The sequence below is a fragment of the Rhizobium terrae genome, from assembly GCF_003425685.1.
Classification (GTDB): domain Bacteria; phylum Pseudomonadota; class Alphaproteobacteria; order Rhizobiales; family Rhizobiaceae; genus Neorhizobium; species Neorhizobium terrae.
This window is the reverse complement of sequence record NZ_QJKM01000004.1, coordinates 46,335-72,335: the sequence shown is the minus strand read 5'-3', so window position 1 is coordinate 72,335 and position 26,001 is coordinate 46,335. Positions and strand designations below refer to the sequence as shown.

The following is a 26,001-nucleotide window of genomic DNA, read 5'->3' as shown; positions in this document are numbered from 1 at the left end:
ATGACCGATGGAGAAGAGATGACCGAGACAACCTGCTCCGTTTCGACGCCTGAACAGCGGAAGTACCTTGAGATCCGGGAGGCGGCAGAGCGTTCCATGCTAGACAAGGTCTTCAAGGCGATCGATGACGCGGTTACGGAAGTCGCTGACGGATTCAGGGAGGCGGGGCTGGAATTCGAGCCGACCAGCAGGGAGTATTTCATGTTCACGGTTCAACAGGCGACATTCGTTCGCCTATGCGGCGGCGATCCTGATACGCTGCAAGGCGGCGATCCCCTAGTTGGTCGGCGTATTGTCAACAACGGCCAGCACATCATCGACAACTACTGGAGAGGCGGCGAGAACACCTAGGTGAACGACACGGGGTTCATCCAAGTGGTCTCGTCTGCCCACAGACCACTTGCAGACGTCGTAACGGTTTTATGCTCGCGACCAGTCTGATCTAGCCGGTAAGCTTGAAAACCGAGTTCTTTGAGCCGGGCATCTGGATCGACCAGTTCCAGCATACACGAGTCTTCGACGGTCACATCAGGAGGCATGCTCGTCACTTCTCTCATCCAGTTTTGCGACCATTCTGGCGGCAAGCAACACGGCTTCTTCGCTAGCCAATGGGTTGGCTATTCCTTGGCCGGCAATATCGTAAGCCGTGCCATGTGCCGGAGTGCAGACGGGGAAGGGAAGCCCTCCCAACATCGTGACACCTCGCTCGAACCCCATCAGCTTCATGGCGATCTGTCCCTGATCGTGGTACATCGTCAGCACCGCATGATATTTGCCTTTAAGGGCACTCAAGAAAACCGTATCGGCCGAATGCGGGCCGGAGACGTCGAAACCATTCGCGGCAGCGGCCTCGACGGCGGGGGCTATGATGTCGATTTCCTCCATGCCGAAGCTGCCGCCATCGCCCGCATGCGGGTTCAGGCCCGCGACAAGAATTCGCGGACGCTCTATTCCCGAACGCTTCAGGCAGTCCGCAGTCAGAGCGATCTCCTTATGTATCCCGTCGATAGACAGGTTGGCAGCCACATCCTTCAGTGGGATATGCGAAGTCACGCGGGCATTCCATACCGTGTCCAGTACGTTGAACTCCCGGACCCGCCCTTGAAGTGTCAGGTGTTCTGCTATGAAGCGGCTCTCGTCGTCGTAGCCGGAATAGGCCAGCCGCATGGCCTTCTTATTGAACGGCGCATAACATACGCCATCGACCTTGCCCTCTTTGGCAAGCGTCAGTGCCAGCATAAAGTTCTCGGCCGCGAAGCGGCCTCCGGCTAACGTCGCCTCGCCCGGCGAGACGTCCCGTGGATCGAGATTGCCGAGATCGATCAGCACCGGCGTCTCGGCAGGCCCGACCGCATCGGCGGTCACGGTCTCGATATCGAGCCGCAGACCGGCAGCCTTCGCCCCGTCTTCGAGTATCCTCCTGTCCCCGATGATCGCAAGGCGGGCTGCGGCGCGAGCCTTGTCGGACAACGCAAGCCGCGCGGCAAGCTCTTGACTGATGCCTGCGGGATCGCCCATGGCAAGGGCGAGGAGAGGGCGTCGGATCTTCATCTGTGCTTTAGAGGTCATGCACTTGCAACCTTTGCCGGGCTTTCGGCGCGCAGCCGGTCGCCGCCGGCTGAAAAAAGCCTCAGCCGCCCGGGATCGCAATGCAGCCAGATTTCCTCGCCTGACGAAAAATCCCGGCCGTCGCGTTGCTCGACAGTGACTATTTCTCCGCTCGGAAGGTAGCAATAGAGATAGCGGGTACTCCCGAGGTATTCGGCGAAATCGACCTTCGCTCTTAAGGCGGTGCCGCCCGGGTCCGCCACACGCAGATGCTCGGGACGAATGCCGAGCTTAACGCCGTCTCCGGCGGTGACGCCGTAAAGAACTTGGCCCAGCGGTATCACTGCATCGGCCACCTTGATCCGACTGTCCCCTGCATAAACCGCGTCGACGATGTTCATCCTCGGCGATCCGATGAAGCCGGCAACGAAAAGATTGCTCGGGTCCTCGTAGACCTCGCGCGGCGTGCCGATCTGTTCGATATGCCCGTCCCGCAATACCACAATCCGGTCCGCCAACGTCATCGCCTCGGTCTGGTCGTGCGTGACGTAGATCATGGTGTTGCCAAGCTGCCGGTGAAGCCGGGCAATCTCGATGCGCATGCTGACGCGCAGTTCGGCGTCGAGGTTGCTCAAAGGCTCGTCGAAGAGGAAGGCCAGCGGTTTGCGAACGATGGCCCGGCCGATCGCTACGCGCTGGCGCTGGCCACCGGAAAGCTGTCCGGGACGGCGCTCGAGTAGTGGTCCGATCTTCAGGATCTGGGCGGCCGCCTGCACCTGCCGCTCGATCTCATCGGCTGGCGTCCTGGCCATTTCAAGTCCGAATGCCAGGTTTTCCCGCACGCTCATATGCGGGTAGAGCGCATAGGACTGAAACACCATGGCAATACCGCGCTTGGCGGGATCGAGTTCGGTAACATCCCGGCCGGCAATGAAGATATCGCCGGACGTCACGTCCTCCAGCCCCGCAATCATGCGCAGCAGAGTGGATTTTCCGCATCCGGAAGGGCCAACGAAGACGACGAACTCGCCGCCTTCGATGGAAAGGTCGAGGCCGTGGATGATGTTCACCGCGCCGAAGCTCTTGCGGACGTCGCGCAGCTCGATCTTTGCCTTTTCGTATGAGGTGACAGTCATCTTTGTGTCCTGACCCAGACCAGCATCTCGCCCGGTGCGCGGTTGTCCCAAAGGTGATAGGGAATGAAACGGACGCTCGTTTCCTCCAGCGTCGGTTTTTCCGTATCATAAAGCTTGCCTGTCCAGTCGGCCCATTGTTCGCGGCGTGCCTTCAGATCGATGGCAACCGCGCCATCAAGTCCTTTCGCGGAGCCTGCAATGGCGCCTGCAGCATCCTCCTCCACGATCAGGCTGTTGAGGCCGGGGGCATTGTCGACTTCTTCTGCGCAATAGATCATCGGGCCGCGTGCGAGAGCGACGCGACCGAGATCTGCCTTCACGGCAGGGTTGGCGTGAATGAAGCGGGCCACCATGGGGAGATCGAGCACGATCGTCTCGCCGCCTTGCCAATGACGGTCGATCCGCAGGTAACCCTTCTCCACGATTGCCGTAACGTCCAGCGATTCACCGTCTACCGACAGCGATGCCGTCCTGCACCAGCCGGGAATGCGCAGCGCCAGCTTGAAGGAAGCCGGCGTGTCGAGCTCGACCTTGATTGCGATGTGGCCATCCCACGGATAGTTAGTACGTTGCGTCAGCGTGACTGGCGTCGTGCCAACCATCAATCTGGCGGTACTTTCTCCATAAAGATGAACGGCCGCTTCGTCGGCGGATACGCCGTACATGTAGCTGCCGATGGCTGCGACCGTCCGGGCGATGTTCGGCGGGCAACAAGGGCAGCGGTGCCACGTCCAGCGATGGTGCTTGCCGCGGCTTTCGAGAGGATTGTCGTAGAAGAATGTCGCACCATCGATAGCCAGGCCGGAAAGGGCGCCGTTGTAGAGGGCCTGTTCCATGATGTCCGCATAGACTCTGTCCGGTCCGCGGCCTAGCATCCTGCTCGCCACCATGATCAGGCCGACGGAGGCGCAGGTTTCGGCATAGGCGCTCTCGTTCGGCAGGTCGTAATAGTCGGTGAAGCCTTCATTGCTCGCCGCCGGGCCTATGCCGCCGGTCACATACATCTGTTTGGTGGTCAGGTCGTCCCAAAGGATTTTCAGCGCTTCTGTGAGGCTGTCATCACCGAACTCGGTCGCGACGTCGGCCATGCCGGAATAGAGGTACATAGCGCGTACCGCATGTCCGATGACCTTCGTCTGCTGCCGAACCGGCAGGTGAGATTGGTTATATTCATAGGTCTTGTGCCGGAACTGCCGAGGATCGGCGCCGCGTTCTGCGGCCTCCAGGTCAAAATAATGCGGTTGCTGTCCGCGCTGCTCGACGAAATAACGGGCAAGGTTGAAATATCGCTGTTCGCCGGTGGTTCGTCCAAGGCGGATGAGGGCGAGTTCGATTTCTTCATGACCACAATAGCCGGGCTTCTGGTCAGGTGCCGGACCGAATGTTCTGTCGATGTGATCCGCATAGCGGCACATGACGTCCAGGAAGCGGCGCTTCTTGGTCGCATGAAAATATGCGACTGCGGCTTCCATCAGATGGCCGGCGCAATACAGTTCATGGCAGTCGCGAAGGTTGGTCCAGCGCTTGCCTGGCTGCATGCGAATGAACCATGAGTTGAGATAGCCATCCGGCTGCTGCAAGTCGTGGAACATGTCGATGATGGCATCCATCCTTGCCTCCAGGTTCGGATTGGCCTTGCGATAAAGAACATAGGCAGCAGCTTCGATCACCTTGGCGACGTCGGAGTCCCAGAACATCTGGACATTGACCGTATCCGGCGAGCCGTCCGAACGGATATGAAACGGCATCCGGATATCGGGCACCGGTCTCTTCGGATCGATCTGGTCGAACATGCCCGCCGCAACACACCGTTCGTAGAGGATCATCACGGTCCGGTCGGCGACGGCGTCAATGCGGTCGCCCCAGAAACCTCGGACATCGACATCGGGGACGGCGGGCGGACGGAAGCCCGTAGCAATAGGTTTTTCCAGGGATGCCATGATCAGTCTCATCCAATCGGTTGGGTGTTTACTTGACGGCGCCCGCGGTCAGGCCGCGGATATAATAACGCTGCAGCAGGAGGAAGAGGATCAGGCATGGCGCCATCATCAGCGTCACGCCGGATTGCACGGCTCCCCAGTCGATCGTGCCGAACTGACCTGACCGGACTGCGGCCATCAGCACGGGGAGCGTGTATTTCTTTTGGTCGGTCAGAAGTATGAGTGCCGCCAGGAACTCGTTCCACGACGCCAGGAATGCGAAGATTGCGACAGTCACGACCCCCGGCAGGACAAGCGGCAGCATGATGCGGTAAAGCACCCGGAGGACCGAAGCCCCGTCCACTCGTGCGGCATCCTCGATCTCTTTTGGCACTGCGTCGAAGGCGTTGCGCATCATGAAGATCGAAAACGGCAGCTGCAGCGTGACGTATACCAGTACAATGCCGGTGAGGGTGTTCTGCAGTCCAAGCTTCGTCAGGATCAGGAACAGCGGTGTGAGGATCGATTGGAACGGGATCATCACTGTCGATATGATCAGCACGAACAGGGCATTCTTGAACGGGAACCGGAAGCGCGAGAAACCGTAGCCGGCGAACAGGCTGACGATGACGGAGGCCACCACCGTCGCCGCCGACACCATCAGGCTGTTGCCGGTATAGGTCCAGATGCCCGCGCCGTACTGCGCGAGGTTGTCATAGCTCTGTACGCTGAAGCCGTCGACCGGCCACGGCGGAAGCGGTGGTTGCCGGGCCTCGACCGAAGGTTTGAAGCTGACGAGCACGCTCCAGACGAGCGGTGCGAGGAAAAGCAGGCCGGCGATGATGCCGAAACCGTGGTAACGGACATCTGCAAATAGGCCGCGCACCGAGGATTTACGACTACCGGCCATCAAACCCCCTCCGGATTACGCAGCAGCCTCAGCTGCACGACGCTGATGACGACGAGGATAACAAGAAGCACCATGGATAGCGCCGCACCATAGCCAAGCCGGAACGACATGAAGGACTGACTGAATATCCAGTAGACAGCCGTTACGGTCCGGTTCTGCGGACCGCCATCCGCAATGATGTAGAACTGGTCGAAGGCCAGCATCGAGCCAGCGACAGACAGGATGAGCGCAAGCGCAATCGTCCGGCGCATGAGCGGCAGCGTAATCCTGCGGAAGCGTTGCCAGGATGAGGCCCCGTCCATGCGGGCGGCTTCCTGCACCTCCGTCGAGATGCCCTGAAGCCCGGTCAGCAGGATGATCATGTTGAAGCCTGCGGTCTTCCAGACGACCATGACGACGATCGACCAGAAGGTCGTGTCGAAGTCCGCAAGAAGGTTGATGCGCTTGTCCGTCAGGCCGAGATGGGCGAAGACGTAGGAAAACAGGCCGGAATCCACGTCGAGAAGCCAGGCCCAAAGCAGGCTTGCAGAACCGAACCCCACGACAACCGGAAGGAAAAAAGCTGTTCGGTAGAGCTTGGTGAGAGGCCGCGATCGCTCGGCGTAGAGCGCAAGTGGAAAAGCGACCGCAAAAATCGCGATCGTGACGATCACCGTATAATACACCGTAAAGCGCAAGGAGATCCAGAATTGGGTGTCCTGCAGAAGCCTGGAATAGTTGTCGAACCAGATGAAGCGGGGCTTGCCGAGCAGCGGCCAGTTGTGCAGCGACATCCAGAACGCCATCCCCAGTGGAATGACGAAGAAGATCAGTACCAGGGCGAGCGCCGGGGCGACGAAGAGCAGGCCGGCGAGCTGATTGCGGCGGCTGCGACTGTTGCGCCGGCGGACAGGCTGAGCACCTGTCGGTTGTTGTTGCGAAGTCATGATATCTCGTCCGTAGTGTCGGGCGGGCAGGCTCCCGGGCGGCATGTTTGCCGTCCGGGCGCTTCGAAGGGCAGGCATCGATGACCTTGATGATCAGTTGGCCGCATCGAGGATTGATTGCATACTGGCCTGCGCTTTGGCGACCGAACCCTTCACGTCGTTGCCGAAGAACACCTCGTTGAGCATCTGCTTCCAGGGGCCGGTGCTGCTGTTGATGATGTCGTTGTAGACGGGTGAGGAGGGCGTCCGTCCGATCTTCATGGCCTCGGTCGCGATCTGATAACGCTCATCGAGCGACTTCACGGCCTCCGCGGCAACATCGGCGCGAGTCGGCAAGCTGCCGCCCTTGGCAAGGAGGGTTTGGCCTTCCAGCGAATAGACGAAGTCAAGGAATTCCTTCGCCGCCTGGAGATTGTCGCGTCCTGCGGTCACGACGAAATTGTCGCCGCCACCGAACGAGGCCCTGCCGCCGTCTTTGCCGGGAATGAAAGTGACGCCGAAATCGACGGTCGGATAGTTCTTGACCAGGTTGCCGATCGCGAAGGCTCCGATCGGCGAGAGGCCGATCTTGTCCGTCGCAAAGCCGCCGAAGAAGTTCTTACCTGAATCCGTCTTGGCGCTTTCGGGGACATAACCCTTGGCAACCATGCCGCGGTAAAAATTGATCGCATCATGCATCTGCGGCGAGTCGATGTTGGCGCGCTTGCCGTTGTCGACCAGGATATCTCCCCCGGACGCCCATATCAGGGGCATGAAGGTGAAGGCATTGCAGCCCCCACAGGCTCCGGCAAAGTAGAAGCCGTTGATGCCGTTACCCAGTCCGTTCACCTTGCCCGCAGCGGCTTCGATCTCTGCCCAGGTGGTCGGTGCCTTGTTGGGGTCGAGCCCGGCCTGCTTGAAGAGTTTCTTGTTCCAAAGAAGCACCGAGGCATCTGCTGACATCGGCAGCGCATAGATACGGCCTTCATATGTACCCGTACCCAGGTGGGCCTTCGACAATTGATCGAAATATGGCAGGCTCTTGGCCATGTCGGTCAAGTCTTCCAGCACGCCGGATTTGGCGAAGGCCGGACCATAGACCAGATCGAGCGACACGAAATCCGGTGCCGAGCCGCCAGCGGCGGCGGTCGCATATTTCTGCACCATTTCCGCAGACGGAACGATCTGCAGTTCGATCTGCGTTTTGTGCTTTTCGTTAAACGCCTTGATCAGCGTCGGCATGAAAGCTTCGCTGGTTGATCGCGACCACATGGTCAGTTTCTGTTGCGCAAGCGCCGATGATGACAGGGCGCCGACTATGGTGGCGGTCAACGCCGCAATCTTGAGCAGTTTCATGTGAGGTCTCCTCCCTCTGGAACCGGTTATCGAACTGTGTTTGGCTTACGGTACCCCTGCGAAACCATCATGAGCCACGCACGACGAGCGTGCACGGCAACCTCCAAAGCCCTGTCTCGACGGCTTCGCCATTCACGAGCCGCACAAGCGTCTGTCCCGCCTGTCGCCCGAGTTCCTTCAAGTTCATGTCTATCGTAGTGAGTGGTGGCCGGGTCTGCTCGGCGACAATCTCCCAGTTATCGAAGCCGACAACCGATACGTCGAGGGGCACGTCGACCCCCCGTTCACGAAGCGCGTCGACGACGCCGCGGGCGATCTGGTCGTTGCCGCAGCAGATGCCGTCCGGCCGGTCGGTGCCCGACCAGAGGGCCTCGACCGCCTCATGTCCCCAGCGCTCAGACCAGGAACCCCGCATGATGGCGGATGTCTGCGCCGGCAGGCCGGCTGCGTGCAACGCCTCCACAAAGGCTGCGGCGCGCTCCTCCACGACCCGAAAGCTACCCGGGCCGGTGACATGTACGATCCGCCTGCGGCCTTGCCGGACGAGATGGCCGACGGCTTCGCTCGTGCCTTGCCGGTCATCCGGCACGAGTGTTACGGCATCGGCGGGTCCAGCAGTCAACGCATACACAACGGGAATGGGAAGATGACCGAGATCGACCGGCAGCGATCTGTCTACACGCTTGCCGGTCGCAATGATGCCATCGATCTGCTTGTCAAGCATCGCATCCACATGCGTCTTCGCGAGCTCGGGACTGTTCTCGATCGCGCAGAGGAAGACTGACACGCCGTGATCAATCAAACCTTCGGAAATCCCGGCCATAACCGGCAGGGTGAAGCGGCCGTAGGTGTCGTCCGTCAGAAGACCAACGGTAAAACTGCGCTTTCGGGTAAGGCTGCGGGCAAGCGCATTCGGGCGAAAACCGAGATCCGATGCCACCTGCTTGATACGAGCGCGCGTTTCACTCGAAACCCGCCCAGTTCCATTCAAAGCTTTGGATGCAGTCGCAGTGCTGACCCCCGCAGCCTCCGCCACATCGTAAATTGTTATACGAACATCGAGATTGGCGGCAACCACCATACATCTCCTTGAGAAACCGGTTTCTCAGCACGTGTAACATAAGCCTTTCGGCGAGAAAAGGGTTTCCCAAATTTAATTTAGAGGACGGGCTGAGGTGAGCCCAGACCTTCAGGGAGATCATCTGATCCGGATGGACCCGGCGCGCGTCAAAAACCTGCACATCACCCAGTCAGCCGGCTGCCAGCAACTCAAGCTTTTAGAGAAGCTGGTCGGCGAAAAACTTTTCGTGAGGGATCGCTGCGGCCTGATCCCCACCACGCGCGCCATCGAGATTTACCACCGGATCGACGGCATTTCGAGGCACTCGGTCATATGGAGCGGGAGATCGTCGGATCCTTCGCCGTCGCCCGTAATAGCCTTAGTATCGCCGCGCCGCATATCGTCTGCCTGTCCATGCTCCCGAAACTCGTGGCGGAGTCGAGCGGACCAATCCTGGCTGGAATTCTACATCCGGGCTCAGGGCCAAGATCAGATCGCCCAGCATGTGCTGACGGGAGAGGCGGACATTGGAATTTCCCGGTTGCCGCTCGACGAACGTTTTTTTCGAATGGAAGACGATTTCCAGGGGCAGCAGCGTCTGCCTGGTCCGGCCGGATCACCCTCTTGCGGGGAAGGAACGGTTCACCGCCGAGGACGTTTCATCGGAGCACATGATCACGCTGGATCGTGAGTTTTCTTCAAACCGACTGGTGCTGAACGCCTTCACCCACAAGGGAAGTAGCCCGAATGTCAGGGTGCGTACGGACGCCGTCGGCTTTGTCGCCGCGTTTGCCGCGTAGGGCTCTGCAATCACGGTGGTGAACGATTTCATTGCGCGGCAATGTGCGATGTTCGATCTGAAGTCGATCTCCTTTCATCCGGCCGTGACCTATGAATACGTTGTGTTCTGGCGTCGTGGCAGCGAGAAGATCGCCAGACGGGGCGCCGTGATCAATGCAGTTTTGAGTTTGCAAAAATGAGTGCATGATCAGTCGCTTGTGTAGATTCGACCGATACAATGAGCGGGTCGTCGGTTCGTATCCCTCAAGATCGCCACTTCTGTACAATTCTGGGTGCTGCCATACGGGGATTGCGACCGATTTTGCCCTTTTACTATCCCGCCTACCTCGATCCATCGGATCCTCAATCATGCAACGAGCCGACTAGTACGCTGAAACAGCGACATCAACCTGGAGTGCCAGAGCTCAACTCACGCCGAAGGTCCTCGCAGACGATCATGAAGGCTTCATTGGATCGTCGCGATATACCCGCATGCTGCATGAAGTTATGGATCAGGCCGTCGAAGCAAGTATGGTGGACGTTCACGCCGACCTTGGTCAGGCGGTTGGCAAACTGCCGGCCCTGATCGCGCAAAAGATCGATCTCGCCGCCATAGATCGCCACTGGTGGAAGTCCGTGGAGATCGTCGGCAATCAACGGCGATACACGCGGATCGAGCGTCAATGCGGCATCAGTCAGGTATGCGCGGCAGAAATACTCCATCGCCGGTCGCTCGAGAAAATAGCCGGTGGCGTAACTTTCGTCGGAGGCGGAGTAGGGGGCGAGACCCCGATAGGGTCGCAGATCCGTGACCGGATAGAGCAACACGGCGCGGCAGAAAGGGGCTTCCGGCTTGAAGTGCCGTAATGCCGCAATCGCCAGATTGCCGCCGGCGCTGTCGCCCATGATGACCAGACGCGCCGGATCGAAACCCAGGGCCGCGCCGTTTTCAGTCAGCCAGCGCGCCGCCGCGAGCGTATCGTTCAGCGCAGCGGGAAACGGGTGCTCCGGCGCCAGCCGGTAATCGAGAAAAGCGATGACCGCGCCACATGCAAGGGCGATGCGGGCCGACTGGTCGGCATAAGTGCGGTGGTCGCCCAGCACGAACCCGCCGCCGTGCAGATAGAGGACGACCGGTGCGTGTCCGGTCAAGCCGGGCGGCCGATACAACGTCAGGGTGGCTGTCGTCCTAGGCAGATCGACGGTTTCCGTTGCCACGTCCTGATCCGGTGCGCGACCCATGGACAGATACTGCTGGCGATAGATCTCGCGTGACTGGTCAAGTGTCATCTGCCGGGGTGCGGAATTCTTCTCTTCCGCCAGACGCTGCAACATCTGCGAAATTTCGGCGTCCACCACCATCGATTTTCCTCACTGTGGCCCATGAAAAATACTTGTAATCCCGCATACTTGCGCGATCTGCGATCGCAATTTAATTATGGTTATCGACAACGGCAATGTTTTTCCAGCAGTGAAGAGGAGGCCATGAATACTACATTGTTCCGACGGTCGGATATCAACCTCGCCAACTGGCGCGACCGGCCCTATTCGACCTGGGCCTTCTGCAACATGTCCGAACTGGTGCCTTCCGCCGTCATTCGCAGCACCCGCCGGGCGGAGCAGGCGCCGCTCGATCTTGGTCACTTCGCGGAACTGAATATCCGCAATTTCGACGATCGGCAGCTGCCTCTCGACAGGTTCCTCGACGAGAACGGTACGGATGCATTCGTCGTGATGAGGAAGGGTGAGATCGTCGCCGAATGGTATGCCAAGGAGTGTGGCCCATCGCAGCCGCATCTGGTCTTTTCGATTTCCAAGTCCTTCACTGGCCTGATCGCCGGCATTCTCGAAGCACAGGGCAATCTCGACTTTTCCGCCCTTGTCGGCACCTATGTCCCGGATGCCGTTGGTTCCGCCTATGGTGACGTCACGGTGCGCGACCTTTTCAACATGACGGTCAGCGTCGTGTTCGAGGAAAGCTATCTCGACGAGACCGGCGATTTCGACCGCTACCGTCGTGCCGTGCTCTGGCAGCCGGAGCATCCGGAAAAACCGGCACCGACGCTGCGCGAGTTCCTGGTCTCGCTTCGCAAGGCTGCCCACCCGCATGGAACGCAACATGCCTATCGCTCTCCGAATTCGGACATGGCGGGCATCGTCGTGGAGGCTGCGGGTGGCATGCGTTATGCGGACCTGCTCAGCATGCTGATCTGGCAGCCGATGGGTGCCCATACCGATGGCTTCATCACGGTCGACCGCGCCGGCAGCCCGCGGACCTCGGGTGGTATTTCCGTGACGGCACGGGATCTGGCACGGTTCGGCGATCTGGTCCGCAAGGGAGGCGATGGGCTCGTGCCCGATGCTTTCGTCGCGCGGCTTTGGCAGGGCGGCGACCGGGCGTTATGGGCGCAGGGCGACCAGAGCTACATCTATCCCGGCGGGAGCTACCGCACCTATTGGTACGAGACCGGAACCGGAGCGCTCGTGGCCATGGGTATTTTCGGGCAGTGGTTATGGGTTGACCGCGCTTCCGAAACCGTCATTGTTCGCTTGTCGGCGGAGCAGGTTCCCGTCAACGATGCGTTCGACCAATGTGTCATCGCGATGATGAAGGCAGTGTCGGCAGCCTGACACCCAGGACTGCCGCAAACGTCCCGGGAGCGGCAGGTTGAATCTGAGATTTATCGAGACGTTCCTGTGGGTGGCGCGGCTGGGCAGTTTCAGTGCCGCCGCCGACCGGCTGGGAGCGACGCAGGCATCGGTCTCCCACCGCATAGCGACGCTCGAGGAGGAACTCGGCGTGGCGCTGTTCGATCGGGATTCGCGCAGCGTCGTCCTGACCTCGATAGGGCAGCAGGCAATCCCCAGGGCCGAGGAAATCCTGCGCGCGGTTGCGAGCTTCCGGGTGGCAATCACCGAGCCGGGCCAGATCCAGGGCTCTGTCAGTCTGGGCACCAACGATGTCGTCGCACATTCGCTGTTGTCGCGCATCATTGCCCGGGTCAGGCAGCGATATCCGGGCATCGTCATCGACCTGCAGATCGAAACCAGTTCCGCCAACGCCCGCGCGCTGCTCGACCGTCGCATCGATATGGCGCTCGGCATGGGCGCCATTGAGGATGCCCGGATCATCAACCGCGAATATGGCGTCTTCGAATCCGTATGGGCCGCAAGCCCGGATTTCTCCTTGCCGGAAGGCCGGTTGAGTCTGGCCGATCTTGCGGGCCGGCCGCTTCTGACCTTCTCGCGTGACAGCGAGCCCTGCCGCGCGCTGATGAAACAGTTCTCAGACGCGGGGCTGCGCGCCTCCTCGATCTCCAACGTCAACGCCCTGATCACGATGATCGATCTTGCCGTCGAGGGCTTCGGCGCGACGGCGCTGCCGCATGCGGTCCTGCGCAAACACCTGGAGTCGGGCCTTCTCCGCATCCTCGACGTGGACCCGCCCTTCCCGATCTTCCGCCACTATCTTTCCTACCTCGATCTCAGTGAAAATCCGTTGGTGAAGGCGGTTGCCGGCATCGCCTTACAGGTGGCTGCCGAGGTGGATGAGGAGGACTTGTTCTTTCGTGCCGGAACTGAGGTTTCTCCATAGATTTTTCTTGTGGCAGTGAGGCAAGATTTCTCATTTGAACTCGGCCTGCCGCATCTGCACACTGTGTTTCAGGGGTGATCTGGCCGCGGACCGCACGGCTTGCCCGTCAAATACATAATGCGGCGGGAACAGTTGGAGAAGCTCATGAAGATCGGCCTGATTTCGGCCATGGCACTGGCTGCGCTGATGCTTTCCGGTGGCGTCCGGGCAAACGAACCCAAAAAAGGCGGCGTGATCAGGATCGTGCTGACCGCCGATATCCGCAGCCTCGATGGCAGCCGCACCGACAGCAACACCGATACGGTCCTCAACCACATCTACGAGCCATTAGTCGGCTTTCGCGCCGACATGACCGTCGGCCCGATGCTGGCTGAAAGCTGGAATGTTTCGGGTGATGGCAAGATCTATACATTCGCCTTCAAGAAAGGCACTACCTACCACAATGGTGACAAGGTGCTGGCCGCCGATTTCAAATGGCTATGGGAACGCCGCATGGCATCGCGCGGCACCGATGCCCCCTGGCTATGCGTGCCGACCTTCGACGGTTCGCGCGGATTGAAGGTCGAAGCGGTCGAGGCACCGGATGCCGACACGCTCGTCTTCAAACTCAATGCGCCGAATACGCTGTTCCTTGTCCGGCTTGCTGATCCGGTCTGTAACATCTGGGTCGCCAGCCCGAAGAACGTCGGCGCCGACGGCAAGTGGATCGATGGTTCGGCAATCGGCAGCGGGCCTTTCAGGCTCAGGGAGTGGAAAAAAGAGCAATATATCTCGCTCGCCCGTTACGACGGCTACCTTGCCACCGGGGGCGAGAAGAATGGCCAGGCCGGCGACCGCACCGTTTATGTCGACGAGGCGCGCTTCACCATCGTGCCGGACAAGACTGCGGCGGAGACCGCATTGTTTGCCGGCCAGGTGGATGTCGTTTCCACCATACAGCCGTCACGCGTGGAGGACCTGAAGTCGAAGGGAGCGAAGATCATATCATCCCCGGGTCTCTCCATGACCGCCATCCTGATGCAAAATCTCGATCCGCTGCTGTCGAACGTGAAGATGCGGCAGGCGATCGCCCATGCACTCGATTTCCAGCAGATCGCCGCGGCCCAGACGGCCGGCATGGCGGAGTTCAATCCCTCCGGTGTTCCGCAGAGCAGCGCCTATTTCAACGAAAGTTTTCTGCAATGGCCGAAATACGATCCCGCAAGGACGAAGGCATTGCTGGCGGAGGCCGGTTACAAGGGCCAGCCGATCAAGCTGCAGACCAACAAGCGTTATATCGGCATGTACGACAATGCCATCGTCATCCAGGCGATGCTGTCCGCCGCCGGCATCAATGTCGAACTCGAGGTGCTGGACTGGTCGGCGCAACTCGACAATTTCATGACCGGCAAATTCCAGATGCAGTCCTTCGGTTATTCCTCGCGGCCCGATCCACTGGTCATCTACGGCATGTTTACCGGCGACAAGTCGAAGACGCCGAATTATCAATGGGGCGATCCGAAGGCCCTGGAGCTTTACCTGAAGGCGATCGATACGGTCGGCCTGAAGGAGAAGCAGGCTGCGTTGCAGGATCTTCACAAGCTGATGGCACAACAGGTGCCGATCCTCGGCCTCTATTATTTCCCGGTCATCGAGGCGATTTCCGAGAAGCTCGTCGGTTACGACACCTGGGCGCTCGACAAACCCCGTGCCTGGGGCGTGTGGAAGAAGTCGTGACGGGTTGAGCGGATCATTCCATCCCGCAACGCTCCGCCCGGCCGGGGCGTTCCGGCCGATTTTTATTTGCCGCTCGGGCCTGCCGGCAGGGGCGGATTACGCCTTGTCGGCATCCATGGGCAGTTTGTAACGCGTAAAATTGCGATTGGCAGCCGGCAGGGGCGCCACTTCCATGATGCCTTTGTCCGGCTGGCAGACGATCATTGCCACCGTTGCGGAAAGATTGCCGACCTCGTTGCGGATTGCCGGTCGGCAGACGGCGTAGGGGGTGCCGAACGTATCGAACAGCGCGTCCTTGACATCCTCTACCCCGAGGGCGCCGATCCTGCCTTCCAGCTTTTCGCGTACGCGCAGGTCGCGATAAAGGCTGTCCGGCACGTTCGGCAATCCCGTTTCCCTAAGCTTCGACAGCGCCACCGGGCTCTGCCAGTGATTGGCATGCACGATCAGGTCGTTCTGCGGATAGAGAGGGAAGGTCTCGTCGGGCGCGCATTCGAAGTCGATGGCAACACCTTCGTGGCTGCTGAGGATGATGTTGTTGGACCCCGACTTGACCGTCGTCGCCACCGTCTTGATCGCCTGCGCAAAATGCTGCGAGGCCAACGCCTTGCGGCGGATGAATGGCAGTGGCACGCCGAGTTTCTTGTAGTCGCGATCCGATTCCAGGTAGTTGGCGGTAATCGTCACTCCCGCCGAGTTGAAGCCGCTGCGCATCAACCCGCCAGCTTCGGTGAACATCAGGATATCCGGTCCATCCTCCTGCAGAACGCGCACCACGACGGAAGTCTCTGCGCATTCTGCACGCCAGTCCCAGTTCTGCGCATGGATCAGCTTGCCGTCGCGCGCTGCCTTCGGCATCACCACCACACCGGTGCAGCCATCCTTTTCCTCATCCTTGAACGACAGGCCGCGCCGCGCGAGCTGCAGAAGCTCCGTGCGGGCGTTGATCAGAAACACGGAGGTGAAATCCAGTGCCGCCCCCTCCGCGATGCCGCGCATCTCTTCGACCAGTTCCGGCGCCCAATCGAGAATTTCCGGCGGGAAGTTTTCGACGAGGCCGACGACCTTCTCCCGGCCATAGCCCAGCCTGCCGAGCTGTTCGCGATAAAGCTCGCTGGACTTGTGGACGCGCTCGCGTGCCTGTTCTCCATACATGCGGCCACGTTCAATCGGCAACCCGTGGATCTCGATAAAGGGAAAGGCTGTCGCTTCGGTCATGATTTTCTTTCCGGGGTCAGGCGGCCGACACGGCGGCGAGCATCTTGATGATGGCGTGGTCGAGATCGTCGTTGACCGGCACGGGTTCGGAAGCGAGGCGGACGATCACGGTTTCGGTCTTCGGATCGATCCACAGCCATTGCCCATGGATACCGATCGCGGCGATGGCGCCTGTACCGGTCCAATACCAGTAGTAACGATAGCTGCCGCCGTTAAGGAGCCAGGCTTGTGAGCCGGTAGCCCAGGTTTCGCGATTGCCGCCTGCCCAGATGTCGGCGACCCATGTTTCCGGCACCATGCCGCCGCCGCCCTGTCGCATCATTTCGCCGATGCGGGCGAGGTCGCGGGCAGTCATCGACAAGCCGGCCGAGGCGCGGGGATTGCCGACCTTGTCGAGCGTGAGGTGGACATCGCCAAGAGCGCCAAGCGGCTGCCAAAGATGGGTCTCCAGCAGCTCGCCGAAACGGCGGCCGGAGACGATCTCCAACAGGATGCCGGCAACGTCGGTATTCGGCGAGTGATAGGCATGAAGGCTGCCATGCGGATAGGGTCCGCGGGGAATGGTGCACAGGAAGGTCTTGAGGTCGGGCGCCGGGTCCACTGGATTGTCCGGGTTCCACAGCATGGCGCGGCGATAGCGGTCGAACGCGCCGGTACGATCGAGATAATTCTCTTCGAAATCAAGGCTCACACTCATGTTGATCAGCTGTTCGAATGTGGCATCGCCATAGGCCGATCCCCTGGAGGCCGGCAGGATATCGGCGATGACATCGGCAAGCGCGATGCGCCCTTCGGCAACAAGATTTCCGGCGATCAGCGACGTGATCGATTTCGAGATCGAGAAGACCATGTGCGGCCTGGCGGGGTTGCAGTGGCCCGCATACCACTCCGCGACGATCTCGCCTTTCCGCATCACCAGGAAGGCATCGCTGTCGCTTTCCTCGAGAAAGGTTTCGAGCGCGCGGGGCTTCCCGTCCATCCCTTCCACCGGAAGCGACTGCAGGGCACCTAAATCGACCACCGCTTTTTCCAGGATCCGCCGCCCCGCGATGACCGCTGAAGGGACGAGTTCGGAGGCGTTCTGGAAACTCCAGGAGGAATACGGGCGGGTCCGCCAATTGGCGAGTATAATGTCGGAACGGCTGAACGGCTCCATGCTCTTCCTCTCTGTCTTTCCATCTTTGATATGCGCTACGGCAATTGATGTTGAGGCTATATTGCGATTTGCGATCGCACAATATGCCGACCAGGAAACTCGCTCCATATTTTTGGTTCGGTCGCCCCGAAATTTAGAAAATTCCATGTCGGTCTCATATAATTCCATGATTTAGCTTTGTTTTACGGAAATTTATAAATCCGATGGCAGCTATAAAATTCACATTGTGCGATCGCAGATCGCGATATATGGTTTGAAAAAATCTTAAATAGGGGTGTGCGGATGCGCAAAATTCTCGGTAACGGAAAGAAGCTGACATTTTATGATTTTGGCGCGACCATCGTTTATGCCTCGCGCTTCGACCAGCGATTTCCCTATTGTGCCTATGTGCCGGAAGACTATGATGAGGACTCCGACAAGACCTATCCGCTGCTGGTCGTCGTGCACGGCACCGAACGCCATATGGAAGGTTATCGCGACGCCTTCGCGGATTTTGCCGACGCCAATGGTGTGATCATTCTCAGTCCGCTGTTCCCGGCCAGCATCGCCCGCCCGGGCGACATCAACAGCTACAAGATGCTGCGCTACGGCGAGCTGCATTACGACGCGGTCATGATCGACATGATTGCCGAGATGAAAGAACGGTACCGCATTGCCGGCGACAAGGTGATGATGTACGGCTTTTCCGGCGGCGGACAATTTACCCAGCGCTTCCTGTACCTCCATCCGGAGCAGATCCTCGCCGCCTCGATCGGTGGGCCGGGCACTGTCACGCTCCTTGATTTCGAGCGGGATTTCTGGGTCGGCGTGCGCAATTTCGATGACGTGTTCGGCAAGCCGCTGAATGTGGAAGCGATGCGGCAGATCCCGGTTCACATGATCATCGGTGGTAAGGACCATAATACCTGGGAAATTACCGTGAAGCCGGGTGACCGGTGGTGGATGGAGGATGCCAATATCGCCGGCGTCACCCGCGTCGATCGTATCGTCTCGCTCAAGGAAAGCTTCGAGCGCAACGGTATCGACGTGACCTTCGATGTGGTGCCGGACGTTGCCCACAATGACGAGACCATGCTGCCGCTGGTCAAGCGGTTCTTCGCAAGGATCGTGGAAGACCTGCGCGCCTCGCAGGGGTGATCGCATTATCAGCAAGAATAATAGATGGGGTTCATGATGAAACGCAGTTTACGCATGGCTGCCGCAGCAGCTCTCCTTGTCATGCCGCAAGTCACATTTGCCCAGGCACCTGAAAAAGGTGGGGTTCTGACGATTGCGCTCAATTCGGATATCCGAAGCCTCGACGCCAGCCGGCGCGATGCAAATACCGACGCGATCCTCCACCATATCTACGAACAGGTGGTCGGCTACAGGGATGACCTGTCCGTCGGCCCGGCGCTTGCCGACAGTTGGGATATATCGCCGGACGGGATGACCTATACCTTTCACCTGCGGCCGGACGCGACCTATCACAATGGCGACCCTGTCCGTGCCGCCGATGTCAAATGGCTGTTCGAGCGGCGCATGGCGACCGCCAAAAGCGACAATCCCTGGTTCTGCGTTCCGAATTTCGACGGCACGCAAGGCTTCAAGGTCACTGCGGTCGAGGCGACTGACGAGAAGACGCTGGTCTTCAAGCTCGACCAACCCAACGGCATGTTCCTGATCCACCTTGCCAATGTCGCCTGCAATGTCTGGGCCGCAAGCCCGAAGAATGTCGGCGCCGATGGCAAATGGATCGCCAATTCGGCAATCGGCAGCGGCCCGTTCAAACTCGGCGAATGGAAAAAGGAACAACAGATTGTCTTGACGCGCTTTGATGGCTACAAGCCCTCGAAAGCACCCGGCAGCGGCTATAGCGGCGATCGTAGCGTCTATATCGACAGTGCAAGATATGTCGTCATCCCGGACAAATCCTCGGCGGAGGCGGCGCTGTTCGCCGGCCAGGTCGATATCATGCAGACGGTACCGGCGGCGCGCATGGATGATTTCAAGGCCAAGGGTGCCCGCATCATTTATGCGCCGGGCCTCTCGTTTACCGCCATCCTTGTTCAGACAAAGGATCCGCTGCTCTCGGACGTGCGCATCCGCAAGGCGATCGTCCAGGCGATCGACATGAAGCAGATCGCCGAGGTCAAGACGGCGGGGCTGACCGGTTACAATCCTTCAGCCGTCGCCCAGTCCAGCGTCTATTTCGACAATGCCTTCCTGGATTGGCCGACCTACGATCCGGAAGCAGCCAAGGCGCTGTTGAAGCAGGCAGGATACAAGGGGCAGCCAATCAAGCTGCAGACAAACAGCCGCTACCCCGGCATGTACGACAATGCGGTGCTGATCCAGGCTTCTCTTTCCGCCATTGGCATGAATGTGCAGCTGGAAACGCTGGATTGGGCCGCCCAGCTGGACAACTTCCTCGCAGGAAAATTCCAGCTGCAGTCATTCGGCTATTCGCCGCTTTCCGATCCGAGCCTGCGTTATGTCGGCCTGATCGGCGACAAGGCGACCGATCCTTCCAGCCAGTGGGAGAGCAAGGAGGCCGAAGCCCTGAACGTGGCGGCAATGCGGGAAACCGACATCGGCAAGCGCCGCGCTATCTTCAAGCAGATCCACGCGCTGATGGTAAAGGACCTGCCGATCTTCGGCCTTTACTACACGCCGATCATCGACGCTGTCGGACCGAAGGTGCATGACTACAAGGTCTGGCCGCTCGACCGTGTTCGTGCCTGGCACGTCTGGAAGTCGAAATAACCTCGGTCTTTCTACAGTGAGCCCGCCCTGTGGCATGGGCGGGCTCAGATTCTTTCCTGATTTCCGGGCCCGGCATGTCAGCTCGGCATTTGGCCGACCAATTCTGCCGCGAGAGACACCGCTTCCGCCTGATGCGGCTGCAGCGATTGTCCGGAATAGTTGACGAAGACCTCCAGGAAAGGGTCGGTGATGCCGGTGCGGATGCCGCTCAATTGCTCCAGCACCGCCAGCCCGCAATAGGGCACATAGGACGCGGAGTAACCACCCTCATGGCTCATGACGATGCGACCGCTGCAAAGCACATCCGCGACGTCCATGAGCTTTCGGGTCAATTTACGATAGCTGTCGCTATGCAGCATCATCCGACCGAAGGGGTCGATCGCCGAGGCGTCGAAGCCGGAGGGGACGATGATCAAATCCGGTTTGTAACGCATCAAAGCCGGAACGACGACGCGATCGAAAGCCGCCATATAGGCGCCATCGCCGCTGCCTGGCGGGAGCGGAATGTTGAGATTGAAGCCTTCGCCGGCCTCCGCCCCGCGTTCGGACCGGTCTCCGCGATCGCTGGGGAACAGCCGCTCCTGATGGATGGAGATCGTCAGCACGCCGGGATCGTTGTAGAACGCCGACTGCGTGCCATTGCCGTGATGGACATCCCAGTCGATGGTGGCGATGCGCTCGATACCATGTGTCTGGCGGGCCTTGAGGATTGCTATGGGCACGTTGCCAAACAGGCAGAAGCCGAGCCCCCGGTCGCGCTCGGCGTGATGGCCCGGCGGGCGGACCAGCGCATAGCCGTTGTGAATATGGCCGGAGAGAACCGCATCGACCATCGCATAAGTTCCGCCGGCCGAGAGGCAGGCAATCTCATAGCTACCGCCGCCGAACGGGGTGAGATAGCTGGCATCGCCACCGCCGGCTTCGCTTTGCGTCATGATATGCCGGATGTAGTCCGGCGTATGGAACAGCCGTAGATCGTCTTCGGTCACCGGCTCGGCCCTGATCTGCACGAGCTTGTCGGCGAGACCGGAGACTTCCATGAGGTTCCTGAAGCGCCGCTTGGTGGCTGGGTTTTCCGCATGCTCTCCCGGCTCGATGGAAAGGCCCGGCGGATACCAGCTCGCGGCATTGCCGGTATCGTGCCACAGATAGAGTTCGTGAAAATTCCAGCCGGTTCTGCGCGTCTCGATGCTCATGCGCGCTTCACGGCCAGATTGTCTTCGACGAGCCGGGTTGCACCGGTGATATCCGGCAGGAACTCGCCCTTGCGGAGGCGCTCCAGCAACAATTGTTCGTCCTCTTGGTCGGCGATCGCCTCACGGGCCGTCGCTTCGGCAATTCTTGGGTCGAGCACCACCACGCCGCTCTCGTCGGCAAGGATCGCGTCGCCCGGGCGGATGACTTGGCCACCGACGGTGACGGGTACGTTGATCTCGCCGTCCATGCCGAGCAGCTTCGTCGTGATGGAGGAGGGACCACGGCACCAGACGGGCAGGCCGATCTTCCGGATCTCGGCAAGATCGGTCGAGGGGCCATCGATGGCTGCGCCGGCAATGCCCGCAATCTTCATCGCGTGCGAGACGGCGCCGCCCCAGCAGGCATGGCGCGTATCGCCGCACCGTTCGATCACGACGAAATCGCCCGGCCGCACCAGCTTCGCCAGATAGTGGACGATGGTGGAATCCGCGTGCGGCGTGCGCACTGTGACCGCCGTGCCGGCAACGCGCCTGTCGCCGAGCACGGCAGCAATGCCCCGATCCACGAAGCCGGAATGGAAGAAATGACCGACCGTGCCGGTCTCGGCCTGTTCCAGCAGCTTCACCAGTTCCGGGTCGAGTTGCGGCGGCATATCATTGATCGTGAACATGGTTCCTCGCTGGAGTTTGATGCCCCGAAACTGCGTGAGGCCATCATCGAAATCAAACGAGAAATACTGGCGCTCGGCGACAAGAATTTCCGCTGCAAGCCCGGCTATGCCGCCGAAATTGCCTTCATCATGGCGATCACCTTTTGATCGAGCGCATCATTGACCGGCAGTGATTCCGATGCCATGCGCACGATGACGGTACCGGATGCCTTGTCGATCCAGATCTGCTGGCCGTGGATGCCCATGCCGGCCAGGGCGCCGGTTCCGGTCTCGTACCAGAAATAGCGATAGCTGCCGCCGGGATAAAGCAACCGCTGCTCACCTCTCGCCCAGACATCCCTGTCGCCACCGGCCCAAAGGCTTGCCACAAGGGCATCCGGCAGCGCGCCGTTACCACCGGTGCGCACCAGTTCGCCGAGCCGGGCAAGATCGCGAGCCGTCATCGAAAGGCCTCCCGATGCGCGCGGATTGCCGGCGCGATCGACCGTCAGGAAGGCGTCGGAATGGGCTCCCATCGGTTTCCATATCTCGGTTTCCAGCAATTCGGCGTAACGCTTGCCGCTTGCTGCCTCCACCACCAGTCCGGCCATGTCGGCATTGGGGGACTGGTAGGCGTGATGGCTACCGTGGTCGCGGGCCGCGCGCGGCAGCGAGCAGACAAGCTCGCGCAGAGTCGGCGTGGGCTCGCCGGGCCGCTCCGGGTTCCACAGCATCGCGCGGCGATAGCGGTCGTAGTCGCCGGTCTTGTCGAGATAGGTCTCGTTGAAATCAACCGCCACCGTCATGTTCAGCAGATCACGTACCGGAAGATCGCCATAGGCCGATGCAACCGCATCCGGAATATAGGTGGCGACCGTTTCATCCAGCGAAAGCGCCCCGCGTTCGACGAGAATCCCGGCAAGCAGGCCGGTGACGGATTTGGTGATCGAGAAGATGATATGGGGCTTTTCGGCGGCAAAATGGGGTGCATGCCATTCGGCGATGAACCTGCCATCGCGCATGATCGTCAGGGCGTTGGTCTCGCTCTCGACGAGAAATTGCTGGATTGGTACGTTCAAGCCTACCAAATTCGTGACCTGAAGACTGGCGAAATGGCCGAAATCCAGATCCGCTTCCTCAGTGCGGCGTGTACTTGCGACGACCGCAGAGGGCACAAATTCACCTACGTTCTGAAATGACCACGTGGAATAGGGCCGAACTCTCCAGTTGCTCAGATCGATGTCGGCGCGTTTGAATGCCGTTCCCGTCACGGTTCGTCTCCTTGCTATAATTCGATCAGCCGATCTTAGAATATTGCGATCGCAGATCGCAATATGTTACGTGAATTTATGCCGCTTTCAATTTTGAAGGCATTGTTAAATCTGCATCTTCCCTACTTGAGACCACTTTTCCGATAATAGGAACAAGAAGGGTCGATGGTAGGGAATACCTGCCAGAATGGGAAAATACAGTGTCCGATACCGCCTCCGAAAAGTCCGGTCCGCGCGATCCCTTGAAGCCCGGCGCGCCGATCATTCCGCGCGATGACTGGGATCTGCCGCCGCACCACCGCTGGACGTTCCAGCATATCCGGGAAATGACGCCCACAGCGCAGATCTGGCGCGGCGAGGGACCGAAGATGGCGCTGCCGGAAAAGCCGGTCGATCTTTCCGGCTTGCGCTACGAGTTCGCCGGCGCGGAACGAACGATCGGAGAGTTTATCGACGCCAGTTTCACCGACGGCTTCCTGGTCCTGCATGAGGGAGCGATCGTCGCCGAGTCCTATCGGAACGGCATGAAGCCACACGGCCAGCATCTGGCCATGTCCGTGACCAAGACCGTGATCGCCATGCTGGCGGGCATTCTGGCGGAAAAGGGATTGCTCGATACCGATGGGCGGTTGACCGATTACCTGCCGGAACTGGACGGGACGGCGTATCGTGGCGCGACGGTTCGGCATCTTCTCGACATGACCAGCGGTGTGGCCTTCGACGAATCCTACACCACGCCCGGTTCCCACATGCAGAAGGTCGATCTCGCCTGCGGCTGGAAGGAATATACCCGCCCGGACTGGCCGAACACGATGTGGGGGCTGATCCTGACGCTCGACGAGCGCGAGCGCCGGCATGGCGAGCTGTTCAAATACCGTTCCATCGAAACCGATGTACTGGGCTTCATCCTGGAGCGGGCAGCCGGAGAATCGCTGGCGGAACTCGTGAGCCGGGAGATCTGGGCGCCGATGGGCGCGGAGGAGGATGCCTATATCACCGTTGACCGGGCCGGCATGGCACTAGCCGATGGCGGGCTCTGCGCCTCATTGCGGGATCTTGGCCGTTTCGCCCAGCTGCTGCTGAACGGCGGAGCCCGTGACGGCAGGCAGATCATCCCCCGGTGGTGGATCGAGGACACGCGCCAGGCCTCGGGTGAACTTTATCAGGGCATCTATCGAACGGTATTTCCGAATGGCGCCTATCGCAATCAGACCTGGATCGAGGATACAGCACGCGGCACCTTGATGGCGCGCGGCGTCTTCGGCCAGATGATCTATTGCGATCCGGACAATGCGTTTGCGGTGGTGAAGTTTTCGACCTGGCCTGAACATGCCAGTATCGACCGGACGAAGGAACTGCTGGCGGCAATCCACGCGATCCGCGGATATCTGATCGGTCAGGTGGCGGAGCGGAACCGGCCGGCATAGCGCCGGACGGTCCGACCATCCTATCACTTGGCGGCGAGCGACGCTTCCGAAAGCTCCAGTGCCCGAGCCAGCCGGTCGCAGGCAAGGTCGATGGTCTCGCGGGTCCAGATCAGCGGCGGCGCCATGATGATGGTATCCTCCACGACGCGCACCATCAGGCCATTGGCGATCGCATTGTCACGGACCATGGTCGCCGCCGATCCTGTCGGCTTAAAGCGTTCGCGTGTGCCCTTTTCCCTGACGATTTCGATCGCCGCCATCAGGCCCACGGAGCGGGTTTCGCCGACCAGCGGATGATCGCCAAGCCGCGCGTTGAGTTGCTGTGCGAGATATGGTCCCGTCTCCGTGCGGACCCGTTCGACAAGCCCTTCGCTCTCGATGATCTCCAGATTCTTCAGCGCCACGGCGCAGCAGACCGGATGCCCGGTATAGGTATAGCCGTGATAGAACTCGCCGCCTTTTTCGACCAGCGTCTCGGCGATGCGATCACCGACGAACAGGGCCGAGAGGGGCTGATAACCGGATGTGAGTGCCTTGGCCGTGGTGATCGTGTCGGCCTTGATGCCGAACCTCGTCGCGGCGAACCACTCGCCTGTACGGCCGTAACCGGTGATCACTTCGTCCAGCATCAGCAGCACGTCGTATTTATCGCAGATCCGCTGGATTTCCGGCCAGTAGCTCGCCGGCGGAATCTTGACGCCGCCGGCTCCCATGATCGGCTCGCCGATGAAGGCGGCAACATTCTCCGCGCCGACAGCAAGGATCGCATCCTCGACCGCGCGGGCCGCGCGCAGGCCGAAATCATGGTCGCTTTCTCCGGGCAGCGCCAGGTCGAAGGCGTAAGGCGCCATCACATGGACGATGTTCGGCACGGCGCCGCCGAGCTGCTTATGCATGTCCGGCATGCCGCCAAGGGAGGCGCCGGCAATGGTGGAGCCGTGATAGCCGTAATTGCGTGAGATCACGATATTCTTCGACGGCTTGCCTTCCAGCGCCCAGAAGTGCCGCACAAGACGCAGCGCCGTGTCGTTGGCTTCCGAACCCGAGGAGCCGTAAAAGACCTGGTTCATGTTCGGCGGCGCGAGTTCGGCCAGTTTGGCGGAAAGCTGTACGGGCGCCGGCGTCGTGCATTTGAAGAAGGAATTGTAGAACGGTAGTTCGCGCATCTGCGCTGCAGCCGCATCTGCCAGTTCCGTACGGCCGTAACCGACATTCATACACCAGAGACCAGCCATGCCGTCGAGGACTTCGGCGCCTTCGCTGTCATAGATGTACGGGCCTTCGCCGCGTACGATCATCCGCGCGCCCTTTTCGCGCAGTTCCTTATGATCGGTAAACGGGTGGAGAAAATGAGTGGAGTCGATGCGCTGGAGATCTGCCAGCGAATATTTCTGGATATTCATTGTGATAATC

General features: G+C 60.0%; 23 protein-coding genes and 1 pseudogene. 10 read left to right on the top strand and 14 right to left on the bottom strand.

Annotated features, from left to right (window positions below; all coding sequences use genetic code 11):
- The first annotated feature begins 18 nt into the window (after window positions 1–18).
- Entirely contained in the window at window positions 19–351 is a 333-nt protein-coding gene (locus DMO26_RS08270; protein WP_117191567.1) for a hypothetical protein, read from the top strand.
- A 177-nt stretch (window positions 352–528) separates the two neighbouring features.
- On the opposite strand, the gene DMO26_RS08265 is transcribed toward DMO26_RS08270, so the two are convergent.
- The 7 genes from DMO26_RS08265 to DMO26_RS08235 all read right to left on the bottom strand — a co-directional run bounded on the left by DMO26_RS08265 (window position 529) and on the right by DMO26_RS08235 (window position 8,855).
- Complete coding sequence (locus tag DMO26_RS08265) at window positions 529–1,569, bottom strand: 4-hydroxythreonine-4-phosphate dehydrogenase PdxA (RefSeq protein ID WP_117191566.1); 1,041 nt, start codon at window positions 1,567–1,569, stop codon at window positions 529–531.
- Window positions 1,566–2,684, bottom strand: a complete 1,119-nt coding sequence (locus tag DMO26_RS08260; RefSeq protein ID WP_117191565.1) for an ABC transporter ATP-binding protein — start codon at window positions 2,682–2,684, stop codon at window positions 1,566–1,568. The genes DMO26_RS08265 and DMO26_RS08260 overlap by 4 nt, the downstream gene beginning before the upstream one ends.
- A complete protein-coding gene (locus tag DMO26_RS08255) occupies window positions 2,681–4,624 on the bottom strand; it encodes a glycoside hydrolase family 127 protein (RefSeq protein ID WP_117191564.1) in 1,944 nt (647 codons plus the stop codon). The genes DMO26_RS08260 and DMO26_RS08255 overlap by 4 nt, the downstream gene beginning before the upstream one ends.
- Before the next feature lie 28 nt (window positions 4,625–4,652).
- Entirely contained in the window at window positions 4,653–5,513 is an 861-nt protein-coding gene (locus DMO26_RS08250) for a carbohydrate ABC transporter permease (RefSeq protein WP_117191563.1), read from the bottom strand.
- Window positions 5,513–6,439, bottom strand: a complete 927-nt coding sequence (locus DMO26_RS08245; RefSeq protein ID WP_117191562.1) for a carbohydrate ABC transporter permease — start codon at window positions 6,437–6,439, stop codon at window positions 5,513–5,515. Before DMO26_RS08245 ends, DMO26_RS08250 begins: the two co-directional genes overlap by 1 nt.
- 93 nt (window positions 6,440–6,532) lie before the next feature.
- Entirely contained in the window at window positions 6,533–7,774 is a 1,242-nt protein-coding gene (locus tag DMO26_RS08240; protein WP_117191561.1) for an ABC transporter substrate-binding protein, read from the bottom strand.
- A gap of 67 nt (window positions 7,775–7,841) precedes the next feature.
- Entirely contained in the window at window positions 7,842–8,855 is a 1,014-nt protein-coding gene (locus DMO26_RS08235) for a LacI family DNA-binding transcriptional regulator (RefSeq protein WP_117191560.1), read from the bottom strand.
- A gap of 130 nt (window positions 8,856–8,985) precedes the next feature.
- On the opposite strand from DMO26_RS08235, the pseudogene DMO26_RS35045 reads away from it, so the two are divergent.
- The 3 genes and pseudogenes from DMO26_RS35045 to DMO26_RS34780 all read left to right on the top strand — a co-directional run.
- A pseudogene (locus tag DMO26_RS35045) lies at window positions 8,986–9,105 on the top strand (helix-turn-helix domain-containing protein); the annotation flags it as partial.
- 256 nt (window positions 9,106–9,361) lie between these two features.
- Window positions 9,362–9,634, top strand: coding sequence for a LysR family transcriptional regulator substrate-binding protein (locus DMO26_RS34350; RefSeq protein ID WP_117191558.1), 273 nt, complete (start codon window positions 9,362–9,364; stop codon window positions 9,632–9,634).
- Between the two features lie 48 nt (window positions 9,635–9,682).
- Window positions 9,683–9,814, top strand: a complete 132-nt coding sequence (locus DMO26_RS34780; RefSeq protein WP_264319351.1) for a hypothetical protein — start codon at window positions 9,683–9,685, stop codon at window positions 9,812–9,814.
- Window positions 9,815–10,019: 205 nt separating this feature from the next.
- Here the strand turns inward: DMO26_RS34780 and DMO26_RS08220 are convergent, their stop codons facing one another.
- A complete protein-coding gene (locus DMO26_RS08220; protein ID WP_117191557.1) occupies window positions 10,020–10,976 on the bottom strand; it encodes an alpha/beta hydrolase in 957 nt (318 codons plus the stop codon).
- Between the two features lie 123 nt (window positions 10,977–11,099).
- On the opposite strand from DMO26_RS08220, the gene DMO26_RS08215 reads away from it, so the two are divergent.
- From DMO26_RS08215 to DMO26_RS08205, 3 genes are all read left to right on the top strand, one after another.
- Complete coding sequence (locus tag DMO26_RS08215) at window positions 11,100–12,245, top strand: serine hydrolase domain-containing protein (protein ID WP_117191556.1); 1,146 nt, start codon at window positions 11,100–11,102, stop codon at window positions 12,243–12,245.
- A 37-nt stretch (window positions 12,246–12,282) separates the two neighbouring features.
- Window positions 12,283–13,209 (top strand): LysR family transcriptional regulator, encoded by a 927-nt coding sequence (locus DMO26_RS08210; RefSeq protein ID WP_117191555.1) that lies wholly within the window; start codon window positions 12,283–12,285, stop codon window positions 13,207–13,209.
- A 144-nt stretch (window positions 13,210–13,353) separates the two neighbouring features.
- Window positions 13,354–14,925 (top strand): ABC transporter substrate-binding protein, encoded by a 1,572-nt coding sequence (locus tag DMO26_RS08205; RefSeq protein WP_117191554.1) that lies wholly within the window; start codon window positions 13,354–13,356, stop codon window positions 14,923–14,925.
- A 96-nt stretch (window positions 14,926–15,021) separates the two neighbouring features.
- Here DMO26_RS08205 and DMO26_RS08200 read toward each other — a convergent pair whose 3' ends face one another.
- A complete protein-coding gene (locus DMO26_RS08200) occupies window positions 15,022–16,143 on the bottom strand; it encodes a C45 family autoproteolytic acyltransferase/hydolase (protein WP_117191553.1) in 1,122 nt (373 codons plus the stop codon).
- Window positions 16,144–16,159: 16 nt separating this feature from the next.
- The gene (locus DMO26_RS08195; protein WP_117191552.1) at window positions 16,160–17,299 is read right to left on the bottom strand and encodes a serine hydrolase domain-containing protein; all 1,140 of its coding nucleotides are present in this window, start codon (window positions 17,297–17,299) and stop codon (window positions 16,160–16,162) included.
- Window positions 17,300–17,581: 282 nt separating this feature from the next.
- On the opposite strand from DMO26_RS08195, the gene DMO26_RS08190 reads away from it, so the two are divergent.
- Window positions 17,582–18,436: an alpha/beta hydrolase gene (locus DMO26_RS08190; RefSeq protein ID WP_117191551.1), complete on the top strand. Its 855-nt coding sequence runs from the start codon at window positions 17,582–17,584 to the stop codon at window positions 18,434–18,436.
- Window positions 18,437–18,469: 33 nt separating this feature from the next.
- Complete coding sequence (locus DMO26_RS08185; protein WP_226951234.1) at window positions 18,470–20,044, top strand: ABC transporter substrate-binding protein; 1,575 nt, start codon at window positions 18,470–18,472, stop codon at window positions 20,042–20,044.
- 77 nt (window positions 20,045–20,121) lie between these two features.
- On the opposite strand, the gene DMO26_RS08180 is transcribed toward DMO26_RS08185, so the two are convergent.
- From DMO26_RS08180 to DMO26_RS08170, 3 genes are all read right to left on the bottom strand, one after another.
- Entirely contained in the window at window positions 20,122–21,240 is a 1,119-nt protein-coding gene (locus DMO26_RS08180; RefSeq protein WP_117191550.1) for a class II histone deacetylase, read from the bottom strand.
- Window positions 21,237–21,911 carry an RraA family protein gene (locus DMO26_RS08175; protein ID WP_117191549.1) on the bottom strand — a complete coding sequence of 225 codons (675 nt, stop codon included), beginning with the start codon at window positions 21,909–21,911 and terminating at the stop codon, window positions 21,237–21,239. The genes DMO26_RS08180 and DMO26_RS08175 overlap by 4 nt, the downstream gene beginning before the upstream one ends.
- A gap of 104 nt (window positions 21,912–22,015) precedes the next feature.
- Entirely contained in the window at window positions 22,016–22,969 is a 954-nt protein-coding gene (locus tag DMO26_RS08170) for a serine hydrolase domain-containing protein (RefSeq protein WP_226951233.1), read from the bottom strand.
- Between the two features lie 392 nt (window positions 22,970–23,361).
- On the opposite strand from DMO26_RS08170, the gene DMO26_RS08165 reads away from it, so the two are divergent.
- Complete coding sequence (locus tag DMO26_RS08165; RefSeq protein WP_117191547.1) at window positions 23,362–24,588, top strand: serine hydrolase domain-containing protein; 1,227 nt, start codon at window positions 23,362–23,364, stop codon at window positions 24,586–24,588.
- Window positions 24,589–24,611: 23 nt separating this feature from the next.
- Here the strand turns inward: DMO26_RS08165 and DMO26_RS08160 are convergent, their stop codons facing one another.
- Entirely contained in the window at window positions 24,612–25,991 is a 1,380-nt protein-coding gene (locus DMO26_RS08160; protein ID WP_117191546.1) for an aspartate aminotransferase family protein, read from the bottom strand.
- Window positions 25,992–26,001 lie beyond the last annotated feature (10 nt).